14 protein-coding genes are annotated in these 14914 nt (G+C 74.6%); 9 read left to right on the top strand and 5 right to left on the bottom strand.

Translation table 11 applies throughout. The annotated features are described in order from the left end of the window. The first annotated feature begins 247 nt into the window (after positions 1–247). Genes ACQ9ZG_RS32920 through ACQ9ZG_RS32905 form a run of 4 tightly spaced genes read left to right on the top strand, consistent with a single transcriptional unit; the run spans position 248 to position 5074 of the window. Complete coding sequence (locus tag ACQ9ZG_RS32920; RefSeq protein ID WP_109914642.1) at positions 248–1534, top strand: polyprenyl synthetase family protein; 1287 nt, start codon at positions 248–250, stop codon at positions 1532–1534. Next, entirely contained in the window at positions 1531–3048 is a 1518-nt protein-coding gene (locus tag ACQ9ZG_RS32915) for a phytoene desaturase (protein ID WP_109914641.1), read from the top strand. Before ACQ9ZG_RS32920 ends, ACQ9ZG_RS32915 begins: the two co-directional genes overlap by 4 nt. After that, positions 3045–4058 (top strand): phytoene/squalene synthase family protein, encoded by a 1014-nt coding sequence (locus ACQ9ZG_RS32910; RefSeq protein WP_499281546.1) that lies wholly within the window; start codon positions 3045–3047, stop codon positions 4056–4058. The genes ACQ9ZG_RS32915 and ACQ9ZG_RS32910 overlap by 4 nt, the downstream gene beginning before the upstream one ends. Beyond that, positions 4055–5074 (top strand): Rieske (2Fe-2S) protein, encoded by a 1020-nt coding sequence (locus tag ACQ9ZG_RS32905; protein WP_499281545.1) that lies wholly within the window; start codon positions 4055–4057, stop codon positions 5072–5074. The genes ACQ9ZG_RS32910 and ACQ9ZG_RS32905 overlap by 4 nt, the downstream gene beginning before the upstream one ends. Before the next feature lie 112 nt (positions 5075–5186). Here the strand turns inward: ACQ9ZG_RS32905 and ACQ9ZG_RS32900 are convergent, their stop codons facing one another. The 5 genes from ACQ9ZG_RS32900 to ACQ9ZG_RS32880 all read right to left on the bottom strand — a co-directional run bounded on the left by ACQ9ZG_RS32900 (position 5187) and on the right by ACQ9ZG_RS32880 (position 10500). After that, entirely contained in the window at positions 5187–6746 is a 1560-nt protein-coding gene (locus ACQ9ZG_RS32900) for an FAD-dependent oxidoreductase (RefSeq protein ID WP_181398032.1), read from the bottom strand. Next, positions 6746–7462, bottom strand: coding sequence for a class I SAM-dependent methyltransferase (locus tag ACQ9ZG_RS32895; RefSeq protein WP_499281544.1), 717 nt, complete (start codon positions 7460–7462; stop codon positions 6746–6748). The genes ACQ9ZG_RS32900 and ACQ9ZG_RS32895 overlap by 1 nt, the downstream gene beginning before the upstream one ends. Further along, on the bottom strand, positions 7459–8667 hold the full coding sequence (locus ACQ9ZG_RS32890; RefSeq protein WP_499281543.1) for a lycopene cyclase family protein: 1209 nt from the start codon (positions 8665–8667) through the stop codon (positions 7459–7461). The genes ACQ9ZG_RS32895 and ACQ9ZG_RS32890 overlap by 4 nt, the downstream gene beginning before the upstream one ends. Positions 8668–8764: 97 nt before the next feature. Then, the gene (locus tag ACQ9ZG_RS32885; protein WP_109915213.1) at positions 8765–9199 is read right to left on the bottom strand and encodes a hypothetical protein; all 435 of its coding nucleotides are present in this window, start codon (positions 9197–9199) and stop codon (positions 8765–8767) included. A gap of 302 nt (positions 9200–9501) precedes the next feature. Further along, positions 9502–10500, bottom strand: coding sequence for a sporulation protein (locus ACQ9ZG_RS32880; protein ID WP_109915212.1), 999 nt, complete (start codon positions 10498–10500; stop codon positions 9502–9504). 264 nt (positions 10501–10764) lie between these two features. Here ACQ9ZG_RS32880 and ACQ9ZG_RS32875 point away from each other — a divergent pair, with 264 nt between their 5' ends. From ACQ9ZG_RS32875 to ACQ9ZG_RS32855, 5 genes are all read left to right on the top strand, one after another. Beyond that, positions 10765–12102: a hemolysin family protein gene (locus tag ACQ9ZG_RS32875; protein WP_109915211.1), complete on the top strand. Its 1338-nt coding sequence runs from the start codon at positions 10765–10767 to the stop codon at positions 12100–12102. After that, positions 12099–13115 carry a hemolysin family protein gene (locus ACQ9ZG_RS32870; RefSeq protein WP_109915210.1) on the top strand — a complete coding sequence of 339 codons (1017 nt, stop codon included), beginning with the start codon at positions 12099–12101 and terminating at the stop codon, positions 13113–13115. The genes ACQ9ZG_RS32875 and ACQ9ZG_RS32870 overlap by 4 nt, the downstream gene beginning before the upstream one ends. A 152-nt stretch (positions 13116–13267) precedes the next feature. Then, complete coding sequence (locus tag ACQ9ZG_RS32865; protein ID WP_028417749.1) at positions 13268–13888, top strand: L-threonylcarbamoyladenylate synthase; 621 nt, start codon at positions 13268–13270, stop codon at positions 13886–13888. Between the two features lie 5 nt (positions 13889–13893). Then, positions 13894–14514 (top strand): hypothetical protein, encoded by a 621-nt coding sequence (locus ACQ9ZG_RS32860; protein ID WP_386697675.1) that lies wholly within the window; start codon positions 13894–13896, stop codon positions 14512–14514. A gap of 117 nt (positions 14515–14631) precedes the next feature. Further along, a complete protein-coding gene (locus ACQ9ZG_RS32855; RefSeq protein WP_018487766.1) occupies positions 14632–14856 on the top strand; it encodes a hypothetical protein in 225 nt (74 codons plus the stop codon). Positions 14857–14914 lie beyond the last annotated feature (58 nt).

Raw genomic sequence — 14914 nt, 5'->3', positions numbered from 1 at the left:
ACCTCCCGCGCAGCCCCCGCACCGACCCCCGACGGCCGGTCACCGCAGGCATCCCGCCCGCAGGTGACCGGCCGTCCGGCCGTACGGGGCGGCTCCCGGCCCCTGGCCCGTACGGGGGTCACACGCCCCGCCCGGTGCGCTTCCGCCCGATCGGCCCCGTCGCATCGCATCCGTACGGGGTACGAGTGCGGAAGGAACAGGAGTGACGAACGGTTCGCCACCGCGCTGACCGGAGGAAGGACGTGGGATGGCCCGTACCCCGGCCGTGGAGCACTCCTTCGCCGCCGCCTGCCCGCTCCCGGTGGGCCCGGGCCCTTCGCCCTGCGGAGCCGGGGCCGGGCCGGAGGCGGGAGCCGTCGACGCGGACGTGGGGGGTGCCGTGCTGCGTACCGCGCGGGCCGTCCTCGCGGAGCGGGTCGCCCAGGCGTCGGAGATCGACGCCTCGTTCGCGGACGAGCTGGCGGGACGGGTCCGCGACTTCACCCTGGAGGGCGGCAAGCGGCTGCGCCCCCGCCTGCTGTGGTGGGGGATGCGGGCCTGCGGTGCGGGGGACGCCACCACCACGGAGGCCGCGCTGCGGCTGGGGGTGGCCCTGGAGCTGATCCAGACCTGCGCGCTGATCCACGACGACGTGATGGACCGCTCGCGGCTGCGGCGGGGGAAACCCGCCGTCCACATCGGCCTCGCCGCCTCGGCGGGGCTCTCCCCCGAGTCGGAGCGGGGCTCCGCCTTCGGCACCTCGGCGGCGGTGCTGGCCGGGGATCTCGCACTGGTCTGGGCCGACGACACCGTGGCGGAGACGGCGCTGCCCGCCCCCGTACGCCGGCGGGTCGGGGCCATCTGGCGGTCCATGCGGACGGAGATGGTCGCCGGTCAGTTCCTGGACCTGCACGGCCAGGCGGCCGGGGACTCCTCGGCGGCGCGGGCGCTGCGGACCGCCTGTCTCAAGAGCGCCCTGTACTCGGTGGAACGGCCCCTGCTCCTGGGGGCCGCCCTGGCCGACGCCGACGAGCGCACCACGGCCGCGCTGCGCCTGGCGGGCCGGGGCGCGGGCATCGCCTTCCAGCTCCGCGACGATCTGCTCGGCGTCTTCGGGGACCCCGGGCTGACCGGTAAGCCGTCCGGCGACGACATCCGCGAGGGGAAGCCCACCTATCTCCTGGCCGTCGCCCGGGAGCGGGCGGAGGCGGCGGGCGACGGAGGGGCGCTGGACGTGCTCGGCCGCGCGGTGGGGAACCCGGACGTCACCGAGGACGACCTCGGGAACGTACGCGCCGTCCTGGAGGCGACCGGGGCACGCGCCCATGTGGAGCGGGAGGCGGAGCACCTCGGCGAGGAGGCCGTACGCCGTCTGGGTGAGGCCGTCGACGTCGGTTCGTACGCCGGCCGACAGCTGCTCGCCCTGGTGCGGGCGGTCTCCGGCGGCCGGTCCGGCCCCTCCCCCACGGGCCCCGCGGCCGGCGAAGGCCCGCACGGGCACGACGGCCGGGCGGACCAGACCCTGACCACGGCCGAAGGAGGACACAGCAGGTGATCACGGTGAAGGGGCCCACCGACCATGTGGTGGTGGTCGGTGCCGGGCTGGCGGGGCTCTCCGCCACACTGCATCTGCTCGGCGCAGGCCGCCGGGTCACGGTGGTCGAGCGGGAGGCGGTGCCCGGGGGCCGGGCGGGGCTGCTGGAGTCCGGCGGCTTCCGGATCGACACCGGCCCCACCGTGCTGACCATGCCGGAGCTGGTGGAGGAGGCGTTCGCGGCGGTCGGGGACCGACTGGCCGACCGGTTGGAGCTGATCCGGCTGGACCCCGCCTACCGGGCCCGGTTCGCGGACGGCTCCCAGCTCGACGTGCACACCGACGGGGCCGCGATGGAGGCGGCGGTCGAACAGTTCGCGGGGGCCCGGCAGGCGGTCGGCTACCGGCGGCTGCGCCGCTGGCTGGAGCGCCTGTACCGGGTGCAGATGCGCCGCTTCATCGACGCCAACTTCGACTCCCCGCTGCAACTCGCCCACCCCGACCTCGTGCGGCTCGCCGCGCTCGGCGGTTTCGGCCGGCTCGACGCGCGCATCGGACGCTTCGTCTCGGACGAACGGCTGCGCAGGGTCTTCTCCTTCCAGGCGCTGTACGCGGGAGTCCCCCCGGCCCGCGCGCTCGCCGCGTACGCCGTCATCGCCTACATGGACACGATCGCCGGGGTCTACTTCCCCAAGGGCGGGATGCACGCGCTCCCCCGCGCACTGGCGGAGTCGGCCGCCGCGGCCGGTGCCGACATCCGGTACGGGCGGACCGTGACCCGGCTGGAGCGTTCGGGTGAACGCGTCACCGCCGTCGTCACCGACCAGGAGCGCATCCCCTGCGACGCCGTGGTCCTCACCCCCGACCTACCCGTCGTCTACCGGCTGCTCGGCCGCGCCCCGCACCGGCCGCTCCGCCTGCGCCACTCCCCCTCCGCCGTGATCCTGCACGCGGGCACGGACCGCACCTGGCCGGAGCTGGCCCACCACACCATCTCGTTCGGCGCGGCCTGGAAGAGCACGTTCCGGGAGCTGACCCGCACCGGGCGGCTGATGTCGGACCCCTCGCTCCTCATCACCCGGCCCACCGCGACCGACCCCGCACTGGCACCGCCCGGCAAGCACCTCCACTACGTGCTGGCGCCCTGCCCCAACACCCAGGTCGGGCCGGGGGTACGGGAGTGGCGGGAGCTGGGCCCCCGCTACCGGGACGCGCTGCTGGCCGAGCTGGAGCGGCGCGAGATGCCCGGCCTCGGTGCGGCGATCGAGGAGGAGGGGCTGGTCACACCGGTCGACTGGACCGCCCAGGGGCACGCGGCGGGCACCCCGTTCGCGGTGGCCCACACGTTCCCGCAGACCGGCCCGTTCCGCCCGCGCAACCTCGTACGCTCCGCGGCCAACGCCGTCCTCGCCGGGTGCGGCACCACGCCGGGCGTCGGCGTGCCGACCGTCCTGATCTCCGGGAAGCTGGCGGCGGAGAGGATCACCGGCCCCCGTACCGTTCCCCGCCCCGCCCGGAAAGGCACCGCCGCATGACCGTCCGTGAACTCGACGCCGCAGCCGTCCACGACCCCGTCCTCCGCGCCGCGTACGCCCGCTGCCGCGCGCTCAACGCGCGCCACGGCAGGACGTACTTCCTCGCCACCCGGCTGCTCCCCGTCGACCGGCGCCCGGCCGTGCACGCCCTGTACGGCTTCGCCCGCCACGCCGACGACATCGTGGACGACCTGGACAGCACGGCGAGCCCCGGGGAGCGCGCCGGTGCGCTGCTCGCCCTGGAGGCCCAGCTGGATTCGGGGCTGCGGCGGACCGGGGCCGTCACCGAGCCGGTGATTCTCGCGCTCTCGGACACCGTGCGGCGGTACGGCATCGACCACCGGCACTTCACGGACTTCCTGGCCTCCATGAGCAGCGATCTGACGGTCGGCGGCTACGCCTCGTACGAGGAGCTGGGCCGGTACATGCACGGGTCGGCGGCGGTGATCGGCCTTCAGATGCTGCCGGTGCTCGGGACGGTGGGGCCGCGCGGGGAGGCCGCTCCGCACGCGGCGGCGCTCGGCGTCGCCTTCCAGCTCACCAACTTCCTGCGGGACGTGGGCGAGGACCTGGACCGGGGCCGGCTCTACCTCCCGGCCGAGCTGCTGGGCGCCCACGGGGTGGACCGGGAGCGGTTCGAGTGGAGTCGGCGGACGGGGGCGCGGGACAACCGGATCACCGAGGTGCTGCGGGCCGCCGCCGCCCACAACCGGGCCGTCTACCGGGACGCCCTGCCCGGCATCGCGATGCTCGACCCGGTGTCACGGCCCTGCATCCGCACGGCGTTCGTGCTCTACAGCGGCATTCTCGACGCGATCGAGGCCGACGGCTACGCGGTCCTGCACCGCCGGTCGGTCGTGCCGCGCCGACGGCGGGCGGTCGTGGCGCTGGACGGGCTGGTCCGGGCGGTCGCCGCGCGCCGGGGGCACCGGCGCGCCCCGGGCCCGGTCGCGGAGCGCCGCCCCGCCCGGCCCCGGGTGACCGCCCCCGTGCAGAAGGAGCCGGTATGAGCCCCGCCCCCGGGCGCCGCGGACGCGTCCCGCTGCGGCTGCGGCGGGCGCCCGTCCCCTGGGACCGGCAGACGCCGACGTGGCGGGAGGCGAAACCGGGCCTGATCGCCGATGCGCTCAAGCGGGCGCAGAGCCGGCCCTCCGGCAACTGGTACGTCGTCGGCGCCTCGCGCGACCTGCCGCCCGGGCAGACCCTCGGGATCACCGTCGCCGCCACGGAGGTGGTCGCCTGGCGGGACGGCGAGGGGCGGCTCCGGGCGGGTCCGGGGGCGTGCCCGCACCTGGGGGCGCCGCTGCGCGACAGCCCGGTGCGCTGCGGCACGCTGGTCTGCCACTGGCACGGACTGGCCCTGGACGGGGGGCCGTTCGCCGGGTGGGAGCCCTTCCCGGCCTTCGACGACGGGGTCCTGCTCTGGGTGCGGCTCGACGCGGTGGGCGGGGAGCCGCCGTCGGAGCGGCCGTACGTGCCGGTCCGGCCGAGGGTCCGGGAGGCTCTGGAGGCGGTGTACGCCGGGGTGGGGCGCTGCGAGCCGGAGGACGTGGTGGCCAACCGCCTCGATCCCTGGCACGGGGCGTGGTTCCATCCGTACTCCTTCGTGGACCTGACGGTGACGGGAACGCCCGGCGACTCCCCGGCCGACTCCCCGGACGACGACGGGTTCCTGGTCGACGTGTCGTTCAAGGTGGCCGGGCGGCTGGTGGTGCCGGTGCGCGCCCGGTTCACGGCGCCCGAGCCCCGTACGGTCGTCATGCGCATCGTCGAGGGCGAGGGGGCGGGGTCCGTGGTGGAGACGCACGCCACCCCGCTCGCCCCGGACGAGCACGGGCGGCCGCGCACCGCCGTGACGGAGGCGGTGGTGGCGGCGTCGGACCGGCGGGGGTTCGCGGTGGCCCGGGCGGCGGCTCCGCTGCTGCGCCCGCTGATGCGTGCCTCGGCCGGGCGGTTGTGGCGGGACGACCTGGCGTACGCGGAGAGGCGCTGGGAGCTGCGGGACAGCGGACGCTTCCCGGGCTGACCCGTGCGCACCTCTCCGCCGGCGCGCGCTTCCCCGGCCGGCGCGGGCCGCTCCGCCGACGGACGCGGGCCGTCAGCGGGCGGACCCTCCTCCTCAGGGGGCGGACCTCCCCTCAGGGGGCTCCGAGCGCTGCGAGGCCCCGCAGCAGCGCCGAGCGTCCCGCGCGCGGCACGGTCCAGAGTGTCTGTCCGCGGACGCCCCACCGCTCCAGCAGGGCGTTGGCGGCGAGGAAGCCGCTGGTGGCCGCGCGTTCCATCAACGCCACCGGCAGCCCGGTGCGGACCATGTCCCCGGCCACCGTGACAGCCGGGTCGGGAGTGCGGATGCCCGGCCGGTCCGCGTAGCCGCCCACGGGGAACAGCGGGCAGTCCGCCCGCCACTCGTGGCGCTCGTCGACGATGCGGGCGCTCCGCGTCTCCGGGTAGATCCGGTGCAGTTGGTGCAGCGCCTCGCTCTGGACGGCGCCCCGGTCGGCGTCGGGTGCGACGGCGTACGCGTGCAGTTCGACGACCGAGCCCCGGGTGCGCCGGGCCCACCGGGCGGCCTCGCCCTCCCAGCGTTCCAGGACGCTCACGTTGTCCAGGGGGCCGTAGCCACTGGTGCCCAGGAAGCCGGGCCGGTCGTAGCCCACCGGCCGGTCGAGCCAGAGCCGGGAGACCAGGAACGGCGGGGCGTTCCGCAGCCGTTCGATCCGGTCCCGCCATCCGGCGTCGCCCAGTTCCGGGGAGGCGGCGACGACCCGGCGCAGCCCGCCGCTGTCCAGGGCGAGGACCGCGGCGTCGTAGCGCGTGGTGCCCTGATCAGTGGTCAGGTCGAGCCCGCCGTCCGGCAGGGGCCGCAGCTGCCGGACGGGCGTTCGGGTCCGTACGTCGGCGCCGTGGCCTTCGAGGTAGCGGTGGAGCGGGTCCCAGAGGGCGGTGGGGAACGGCTCGTCCGGGACGTCGAAGAGCAGGCCCTCGCTGGAGCCGAGGAAGTAGATGTGGAACATCAGGACCAGTTCCGCCGCCGAGAGTTCGCGCGGGTCGGCGAAGAAGCTGCGCGAGAACACCTCGAACGCCAGGTGGTGGGCGGCCTCGGGGAAGCGGATGCGGGTGAGGAAGTCGTGGGCGCTGGTGGAGTCGAGGCGTTCGTACACCTCGGGCACCCGGACGTCGAGCAGGGGCAGGGCGGCGCGGGGGTTCATCCGGGCCAGGTCGCGCACGCCGAAGGTGGGGCTGAGCGCGACGAAGCCCAGGGCGCTGAGGGGCGGGGTGCGCGGCACCCGGGCGAAGCTGTCGTGGAGTCCGGAGCTGTGGCGCAGCGGGTAGTCGGGCAGCCGGGTGAGCGAGTCCAGGCCCGGGTCGACCCGGCGGAGCAGGCCGCGCAGGTTGTAGTACTGCCGGAAGAAGGCGTGGAAGCCGCGGCTCATGGTGACGGTGGTGCCGTCGGCCAGTTGGGTGGACCGGCCCGACAGCCGTCCGCCCAGGCTCGGTTCGCTCTCGTGGAGGGTGACCCGGACGCCGCGTTCGGCCAGCAGGGTGGCCGCCGCGATTCCGGCGATGCCGCCGCCGACGACGGCCACGGCGGGGGCGTCCGGTCCGGTGAAGCGAGGGCTGCCGTCCGGGGCGGGGAGTACGGCCGCTCTGCGGTCCCGGCCGCGCCGGTGCCCGCCGCCGCTGTCCCGTAGGAACATCACGCCTCCTCCCCCGTGCGGCCGGTGAACGTGTGGGTGATCCCGGTCTGCCAGCCGGGCAGCGGCAGCACGCGTACGTCGGTGAACCCGGCCCTCCGCAGCCGTCCGGCGAAGGCGGGGGCCGTGTCGAACTCGACGACGCTGCGCCGGAGATGGCGGTAGAGCCCGGCATCCCCGGCGAGCCGTCCGGCGGGCTGGATGATCGCGGCGCAGACGGCGTTCCACACCGCGCGGTGGACGGGTGATCCGCCGAGCGTGTACTCGTGCACGGCGAGCCGCCCGCCCGGGGCGAGCAGCCCGCGGACGAGATCGAGGGCCTTGTCGGGGTCGGTGAGGTTGCGGAAGAGGTAGCCGGCGAACACCGCGTCGTAGGAGCGGGGGTTCAGCCGCCCGGCCAGCTCCTCGACCGGGGCGTGCACGAAAGCGACGCCCTCCGGCCAGCTCTTCTCGGCGGCCCTCTCCAGCATGCCGGCCGACGCGTCGACTGCGGTGACACGCGCGTACGGGGCCGCGGCGAGGAGCGCGGCCGTGGAGGCGCCCGTGCCGCAGCCCAGGTCGAGGACGCGCAGCCCGCGCCCGCCGTCCGGCAGCCCCAGCCGGCGGGCGGAGCGGCGGAGGTGGGCGTGGTAGCCGGGGCTGGCCGCGACGAGCCGGTCGTAGGCGGCGGAGCCGTGGTCGAAGGCCGCGGACAGGGCGTCGCCGCGCAGCAGGGTCATGGGGTGCTCTCCTCGGGGGCGGTCGGTTGAGGGGGTTCGGTTCTCGGTCGGAAAGGGAGTTCGAGGACGGTCCGCAGCATGGGCACGACCGGGGTGCGCAGGCCGATCGCCAGGTCTTCGTGGAGCCGCGAGCGGCCGTCCAGGAAGCGGAGCAGCCGTTCGCCGGGGACGGCCCGGAAGAGGCGGGTGAAGAAGTCGGCGCCGGTCACCCGCCCGCTGTCCAGGGCCCGCAGCAGGACGGCGTCCATCGCCCGGGGCCACGCCCCGTACGGCGCGGTTGTGCGCGGCCCGCGTCCGGCACGCAGGTCGTCGGCGACGGTCCGGGTCTGGCGCTGGACGGCCGCGAAGGTGTAGCCGGTGGAGGGGCGGGTCGCGCCTCCGGCGGTGCCGATGCGGTACACCGACCGCCCCGCACGGGACGGAAGGCGGCCGTCCGTCATGGGGATGATCCCGCGCTCCTGTGCGGTGATGTGGAACTCCCCCAGTCCGAGGACCTGTCGGGTGTAGTGGTGCAGGGCGCGCCTGTAGCCGTCGGGTGTGAGGGGGGCGGGCGAGAACTCGGTGTACTCGACCAGGGCGGTGTGCGGGTCGAGCGGCAGCACGTAGCCGAAGGAGAGCCCGCGCGGCGGCTGCGGGGTGCGGAAGTCCATCAGGTCCGCGGTCGCCGGGTCGAAGGCGGGGCGCTCGGTGCGCACGAACCAGCCCGTGAAGTGCTGGAGCAGGGTGGTGCGGGCGGGCGGCAGACGGCGGGGCGGGCGGGAGTCGAAGACCCGGCGGGCCCGGACGAGCACCTGTCCGCCCTCGGTGAGGACTTCGGCGCCGCCGTCCGGTGTGTCCCGGACGGCGGTCACCTCGGCCTCGATGCGGCGGAAGCCCGGTGCGTCGGAGAGCCGTCGGCCGACCAGGGTCTCGAAGGCGTCCGAGCGCAGCATCTTGTAGCGGAAGGGGGACGGGTCGCTCACCGTGGGAGCCCCGTCGGCCGCCCGGACCCGTAGCCGTGGCCAGGAGGCGGCGAGGGCGGAGTCGTACGGGCCGCCCGGCGGCTCCCAGTAGCACCAGGTGCGCGGCGGCGGCCGCAGGGAACCCGGCGGGGCGTCGACGAGGAGAACCGACAGCGGTACGGCGCCGCCCGGCGCGCAGAGGTGGTACGCCAGGCTCAGCCCGGCCGCTCCGGCGCCCACGATGACGACGTCGGGGTCGGGCACGGCTTCCCTCTCGGTCGATCGGGCAGGGTTCCTTCCCGGCTGGGCCGGTACCGCATCCTTCCGCACGAGGGGGCCGGACGGATGCGTGCGACACCCCTCAGGTCGCGGTGTGGTCCGGATGCCCCCGCGTGCGGCGGGCCTCCTTCATCTCGGCCTCGTACACGTGGTCGCGGCCCTCGGCCAGTTGCCCCCGGATCTCCTGCTCGACCGTCCGGAAGACGTCGTAGTACGTGGCGTTGTACTCCTCGACGATCTGGAAGGTCCAGTGGCCGGGGATGACGTTGCGGCCGAGGATCTCCCGCTCGACCCGGTCGGCCTGGTCGCCGTGCCCCGCCTCGCGGAGGAGGCGTACGGCGTCGTCGAGGCTGAGGTCGGCGCTGCCGGTGAGCTGGTGGAAGGTGTAGAGCGCGCCGCGGGCCCGTTCGGTGGTCTCCAGCGCCTTGGAGAGGGCGCCGAGCGCCTCGACGGCGGTGTCGCCGACCCCCTCGGGGCGCTGGTGGCGCGGGTCGGGAGTCCGGGATTCGGCGGTCATGTGTCTCCTGGTCGGAATCGGCGTCAGGGTGGTGGACGCACTTCCCTGCGTCAGGGCTGTGGTCCACTCCCCCACCTTCCACGTCAGGGGCCCACCACACCTGCCCGGAGTGCCAGCCGGACCAAGAGCTGTCCTGCTCTGTCCCGTCCCGCGCACGCCGTCCCGCGCACGCCGGTCCTCGTACGCCGTCCCGTGCGCGGGAACGCGACGGCCCCGCGCCGATACCCCTCAAGGCTTCGGCGCGGGGCCGTCGCGGGGGTGTCACCCCGCCGGATCACTCCGCCGAGGTCATCCCGCCGGGGTCACTCCCCCTCGTCGCCCTCCCCGCCGTCGTCGTCGCCCTCGAAGGCGTCCCCGATCTCGTCGATCACCTCGGCGGCGACCATGCCGCCGACGATCCCGACGGCGGCCCCTGCCACGACTCCGGCCACCACCGCCCCCGTACCGGGGCCGGAGCGGTGGTGCCCCTCGTGGTGGTGGTCGTGGTGCCCGCCGCCCTGGGCGTACGGGTACGGGGCCGCGTGGGCCGCGTGGGCGCCGATCACCTGCCGCAGCCAGCCGTCGACCTCGGCGTTGCGGTCGGCCTGGGGGGCGGGGTGGTGCGAGGTGGTGAAGCGGTGCACGGTGTCGTGGCTCCCGGAGAAGAGCCCGGCCCGCTTGTCGGCCTCGATGACGACCTCCAGGCCGCCCGGGGATGCGAGGAACGTCACCTCGATCTCGTTCACCGCGTGCGCGTGCTCGGCGGGCGGCACGATCTCGATCTCCTGGTAGCACGGCAGCTGCTGGCCGGTGCCCCGGATGTGACCGACCTCCAGGTCCGCCGACCTGAAGCCGTAGCCGAGCTGCCCGAACGCCTCCAGGACCGCTTCCTGGGCGGGCAGCGGAGCCACCGCCAGCGCGTCCAGGTCGCCCTTGTCCCGGGCTCCGGCCACCTCCAGCTCCGTACGGATGCCGAGGACGGGGCCCAGGTGCTGGCCGTGGAGGTGGGTGACCGGGGTCTCCCAGGGCAGGGTGACGGTGAACGGCACGGAGTGCTCCGCGCCCTCGCCGAGCCGGAAGCCGCCGCCGACGGTGAACCGTTCGAGGACGACCGTGCCCTCGTGCTCCTCGTCCTGCCCCTCCATCTCGGCGCGGGCGACCAGCAGAAGGGTGATCCCCTCGACCGTCACATCGCTCCCGCCGCCCTTCAGCCGCACCTCACCCGAAAGAGCGCCGCCCGGAAGGGCGGGATCGGGCTGCAGAACGGTGTCGACGGAGGGGCCACCCACCCCGAGGGCTCCCAGTAACTTCTTGAACACCATGTCGGCCGTCCACTCCTTAGACTCTGGCGCGGGAGGGCTCGGACACCTGCTCAGGGCCCGCCGATCGGCCGACCCGCGCTGTGATGCCCGCCACTCCCCTTTGCTTTGCGGTCCCTTTACTATCATCAAGGCGGGTTTTCCCCGCCCCCGACGTCGAGTACGACGACCCGAACAGAGAAGGAGCTGCGGTACCGCAATGGGTGAGCCTCCCAGTACGAGCCGTGTCATCCCTGCCCCTGCACACCAAGGGACGGAGGTGACACGGTGAGCGAAGTACTTCTGCTCCTCCTCGCCCTCGCGCTGATGCTGGCGTGCGCGGTCTTCGTCGCGGCCGAGTTCTCGCTGACCACCATCGAGCGCGGCGAACTCGAACGAGCCGCCGCCGCCGGTGAGCGCGGCGCCGAGAGTGCGCTCAAGGCCGCGAAGCGGCTCACGTTCCAGCTGTCCGGCGCACAGCTCGGCATCACCGTGACCTCCCTGGTCATCGGCATGCTGGCCGAACCGTCCCTGGCCGTGCTCCTGCGCCCCGCCCTGGAGTCCGTGGGGCTCCCGTCGGGCGCCGTGTCCACGGTCGCGACGCTGCTGGGTGTGGCGCTGTCCACCGTCGTCCTCATGGTCATCGGTGAACTCGTCCCGAAGAACTGGGCGATCTCCAGCCCGCTGGCCGTCGCCAAGGTCGTCTCCGGGCCGCAGCGCGCGTTCACGGCCTGCTTCGCCCCGCTGATCCGGCACCTCAACAACACCGCGAACCGCGCCGTGCGCCGGTTCGGCCTGGAGCCGGCCGAGGAGCTGGCCTCGGCCCGTACCCCGCAGGAGCTGATCGCCCTCGCCCAGCACTCGGCCCGTGAGGGCGCCATCGAGGAGGACTCGGCGGAGCTGTTCGTACGGACCCTGCACCTGGCCGAGCTGTCCGCCGAGAACGTGATGACGCCCCGGGTGGACGTCCGGGCCCTGGAGGCCCACGCCACCGCGGCCGACGCCGCCAACCTCACGCTCGCCACCGGCCTCTCCCGCTTCCCGGTCTACCGCGACAGCCTGGACCAGGTCATCGGGACGATCCACATCCGGGACGTCCTGGCCCTGGACGAGTCCGAGCGGACCCGGACCCCGGTCACCGCCCTGGCCACCGAGCCCCTGCTCGTACCGGACTCGCTGCCCGTGGACCGGCTGCTGGCGCAGATGCGCAAGCACCGGACCATGGCCGTCGTCATCGACGAGTACGGCGGTACGGCGGGCGTGGCCACGGTGGAGGACATCGTGGAGGAGGTCGTGGGCGAGGTCCGCGACGAGCACGACCCGCACGAGCGCCCCGACCTGGCACCGGCCGAGCCGCTCGGTGACGGCCGCCAGGTCTGGGAGGCCGAGGGCAGCATCCGGCTGGACCAGCTCGACCGGATCGGCTTCACCGCCCCGGAGGGCCCGTACGAGACGCTCGCCGGGCTCCTCGCCAACCAGCTCGCCCGCATCCCGGTCCGCGCGGACCGGCTGGAGGTCGACGGCTGGCAGTTCGACGTGCTCGACATCGAGCACCACCGGGCCGACCGGGTGCGGATCACCGCGCCCCTCCCGGCCCTGACCCTGGTGGAGGAAGACGCCCGATGACCACCGTTCAGCTTCTCATCGGCGCGTTCACCCTGGTGACGAACGCGTTCTTCGTCGGCGCCGAGTTCGCCCTGATCTCCGTGCGCCGCAGCCAGATCGAGCCGCAGGCCCTGCGGGGCAGCCGGCGGGCCAAGAGCACCCTGTGGGGCATCGAGCACCTGTCGGCCGCGATGGCCACCGCCCAGCTCGGCATCACCATCTCCTCGCTGGTGCTGGGCGCCGTCGCGGAGCCGGCCATCGCCCATCTGCTGGAGCCGCCGTTCGACGCGATCGGCGTGCCGGGGCCGCTGGTCCACCCCATCGCCTTCGTGATCGCGCTGACCCTGGCGACCTATCTCCACATGCTCATCGGAGAGATGATCCCGAAGAACATCGCGCTGGCCGCGCCCGTCGCCACCTCCCTGGCGCTGGGCCCGTCCCTGGTGTGGCTGACCCGGGCGCTGCGCCCGGTCATCTTCGGTATCAACGGCCTCGCCAACGCCCTCCTGCGGCTGCTGAAGGTCGAGCCCAAGGACGAGGTGGCGTCGGTCTTCACCGACGACGAGCTGGTCCGGCTCGTCAAGGACTCCAGCGAGGCGGGGCTGCTCGCCCCGGCCGACGGCGAGCGGCTGCGGGACGCCCTGGAGCTGGGCACCCGGCCGGTGGGCGAGGTCATGGTCCCGCTCAACCGGACCGTCACCGTGGACCTGGGCATCACCCCGCAGCAGCTGGAGCGGGCGGCCGTGGCCTCGGGCTTCTCCCGGCTGCCGGTCACCGGGCCGGACGACGGGGTGCTCGGCTATCTCCACATCAAGGACGCCCTGGGGGTGGCGGAGCGCACCAAGCCGCTGCCCGCGAGCGCGATCCACCCGGTCATCCGGGTCGAGATCGACACCCCGCTCGACGACACCCTCACGGCGATGCGTGCCGCCGGGACGCATCTGGCCGCCGTCGCGGGCGACAAGGGGACGGTCATCGGCTTCGTGACGATGGAGGACGTCCTGGAGGAGCTGGTCGGCGCCGCCACGGTCTGACCGCGGGGACGTGTGAAGGGGAGGCGGTCCGATTTCCGGGCCGCCTCCCCGGCTTTCGGGTCCGCCCCCTTGCGGGCGGTGCCCGGACCGGCCGCTTCCGGATATCCCCGGGGTCGCCGGACGGGCGGCCCGGGAGCACGTAAGCTCGCTGGATGGCCAAGTACTTCGACGTGCACCCCGAGAATCCCCAGCCGCGCACCATCAGCACGGTGGTCGACAGCATCCGTTCCGGTGCGCTCGTCGCGTATCCGACCGACTCCTGTTACGCGCTGGGCTGTCAGCTGGGCAACCGCGAGGGCATCGCCCGGATCCGGACCATCCGCAACCTCGACGACCGCCACCACTTCACCCTGGTCTGCCACGACTTCGCGCAGCTGGCGCAGTTCGTCCGGGTCGACAACGACGTGTTCCGCGCGGTGAAGGCGGCCACGCCCGGCAGCTACACGTTCATCCTCCCGGCGACGAAGGAGGTGCCCCGCCAGTTGCTGCACCCGAAGAAGAAGACGGTCGGTGTCCGCATCCCCGATCATGTGGTGACCCAGGCGCTGGTGGCCGAGCTGGGCGAGCCGCTGCTCTCCAGCACCCTCCTCCTGCCGGACGAGGAGGAGCCGCTGACGCAGGGCTGGGAGATCAAGGAGCGCCTCGACCACGAGGTGGAGGCGGTGATCGACTCGGGTGAGTGCGGCACCGAGCCGACCACGGTCATCGACTTCTCCGGTGACGAGCCGGAGATCGTCCGGCGGGGCGCGGGCGACCCGTCCCGCTTCGAGTAGGCGCCGTGGCGGGCGAGCGGCTCCGGTTCGACGGCTGGATCGCCGGGGTGGGCACCGCGTCGGGGACCCGGCTGGTGGTCGGGCACTGGCCGCGTTCGCCGTTCGGGTCGTTCAGCGACGTGATGGTCGAACATCCCGACGGCGTACGGGTGCTGCTCGCGCCCTCCGGCCGGATCGCGGAGTTCGTCGCCGCCACCTACCGCTTCGACCGGATCGAGGTGGTCCCGGTGGCCGTCACGGGGACCAGGACGCTCTGGCGGGTGGAGGCGGGGCCGCTGTCGCTGCGGCTGCGGGCCGGGAGCCCGTCCGCCCTCGGGCGGCTGCTCTCCGCCGTACCGGCCCCGCTCGTCCGCAGCCCGCACTGGGCGGCCCTGTGCGATGTGCCGGCCCGGCTGCTGCTCCCCGGGGTGCGCACCCTGGGGCGGGCGGGTCCGGGACGGCGGGAGTGGTACGGGGCGCGGGGGCTGCGGCCGGTCGTGGCGGCCGACGCGGTGCTGGACGGGGTGGACCTCGGTCCGCTCGCCCCGCTCGATCCGCCCGTCGCCTTCGGGTTCGGCTCCGCCCCGCGCACCCCGTCCCTGGTGCGCGTCACCACAACGGTGGAACTCGGCGCCACCGCGCGGTGAGCGCCCCTCCGGGCCCCGGGGACGGGGGCGGGCGCCTTTCGCGGGCCTCCGTCGGCCCGCTCGCGGAGGGGACCGGCCGGGGATGCGCGGCGGCGGGGGGCGTCGCAGGGTGGACCCATGGCTAATCCCCCGATCGTCATCCACCGGCCGACCCCCTCGGGCGGCCGCCGGGTGACCGTGCACTACGAAGGCCGGGACGAGATACTCGGGCTGGCCCACAGCGACCACGACGTGATCGTGTTCCTGAGCGAGGCCGGCCTCGAGGAGGCGGACCGGCTCCTCGACAACCCGGTCTGGGTGGAGTGGCGGGGCGGACGGGCCCACCACTACGAAGCGGCCTGAGCCGCCCGCGGTCCGACGGGAGCGCCCGGAGGCGGACCGGTACGAAATCGATCAGGCA

This window comes from Streptomyces araujoniae, from assembly GCF_050871195.1.
In the GTDB taxonomy this organism is placed as follows: domain Bacteria; phylum Actinomycetota; class Actinomycetes; order Streptomycetales; family Streptomycetaceae; genus Streptomyces; species Streptomyces bacillaris.
This window is presented reverse-complemented; position numbering and strand designations above follow the sequence as displayed.

Coding starts and splice junctions, on each gene's coding strand:
- ACQ9ZG_RS32900 (WP_181398032.1), bottom strand. CDS start 6,746: ATGTTCCTACGGGACAGCGGCGGCGGGCACCGGCGCGGCCGGGACCGC.
- ACQ9ZG_RS32885 (WP_109915213.1), bottom strand. CDS start 9,199: ATGACCGCCGAATCCCGGACTCCCGACCCGCGCCACCAGCGCCCCGAG.
- ACQ9ZG_RS32870 (WP_109915210.1), top strand. CDS start 12,099: ATGACCACCGTTCAGCTTCTCATCGGCGCGTTCACCCTGGTGACGAAC.
- ACQ9ZG_RS32920 (WP_109914642.1), top strand. CDS start 248: ATGGCCCGTACCCCGGCCGTGGAGCACTCCTTCGCCGCCGCCTGCCCG.
- ACQ9ZG_RS32910 (WP_499281546.1), top strand. CDS start 3,045: ATGACCGTCCGTGAACTCGACGCCGCAGCCGTCCACGACCCCGTCCTC.
- ACQ9ZG_RS32865 (WP_028417749.1), top strand. CDS start 13,268: ATGGCCAAGTACTTCGACGTGCACCCCGAGAATCCCCAGCCGCGCACC.
- ACQ9ZG_RS32855 (WP_018487766.1), top strand. CDS start 14,632: ATGGCTAATCCCCCGATCGTCATCCACCGGCCGACCCCCTCGGGCGGC.
- ACQ9ZG_RS32895 (WP_499281544.1), bottom strand. CDS start 7,462: ATGACCCTGCTGCGCGGCGACGCCCTGTCCGCGGCCTTCGACCACGGC.
- ACQ9ZG_RS32880 (WP_109915212.1), bottom strand. CDS start 10,500: ATGGTGTTCAAGAAGTTACTGGGAGCCCTCGGGGTGGGTGGCCCCTCC.
- ACQ9ZG_RS32905 (WP_499281545.1), top strand. CDS start 4,055: ATGAGCCCCGCCCCCGGGCGCCGCGGACGCGTCCCGCTGCGGCTGCGG.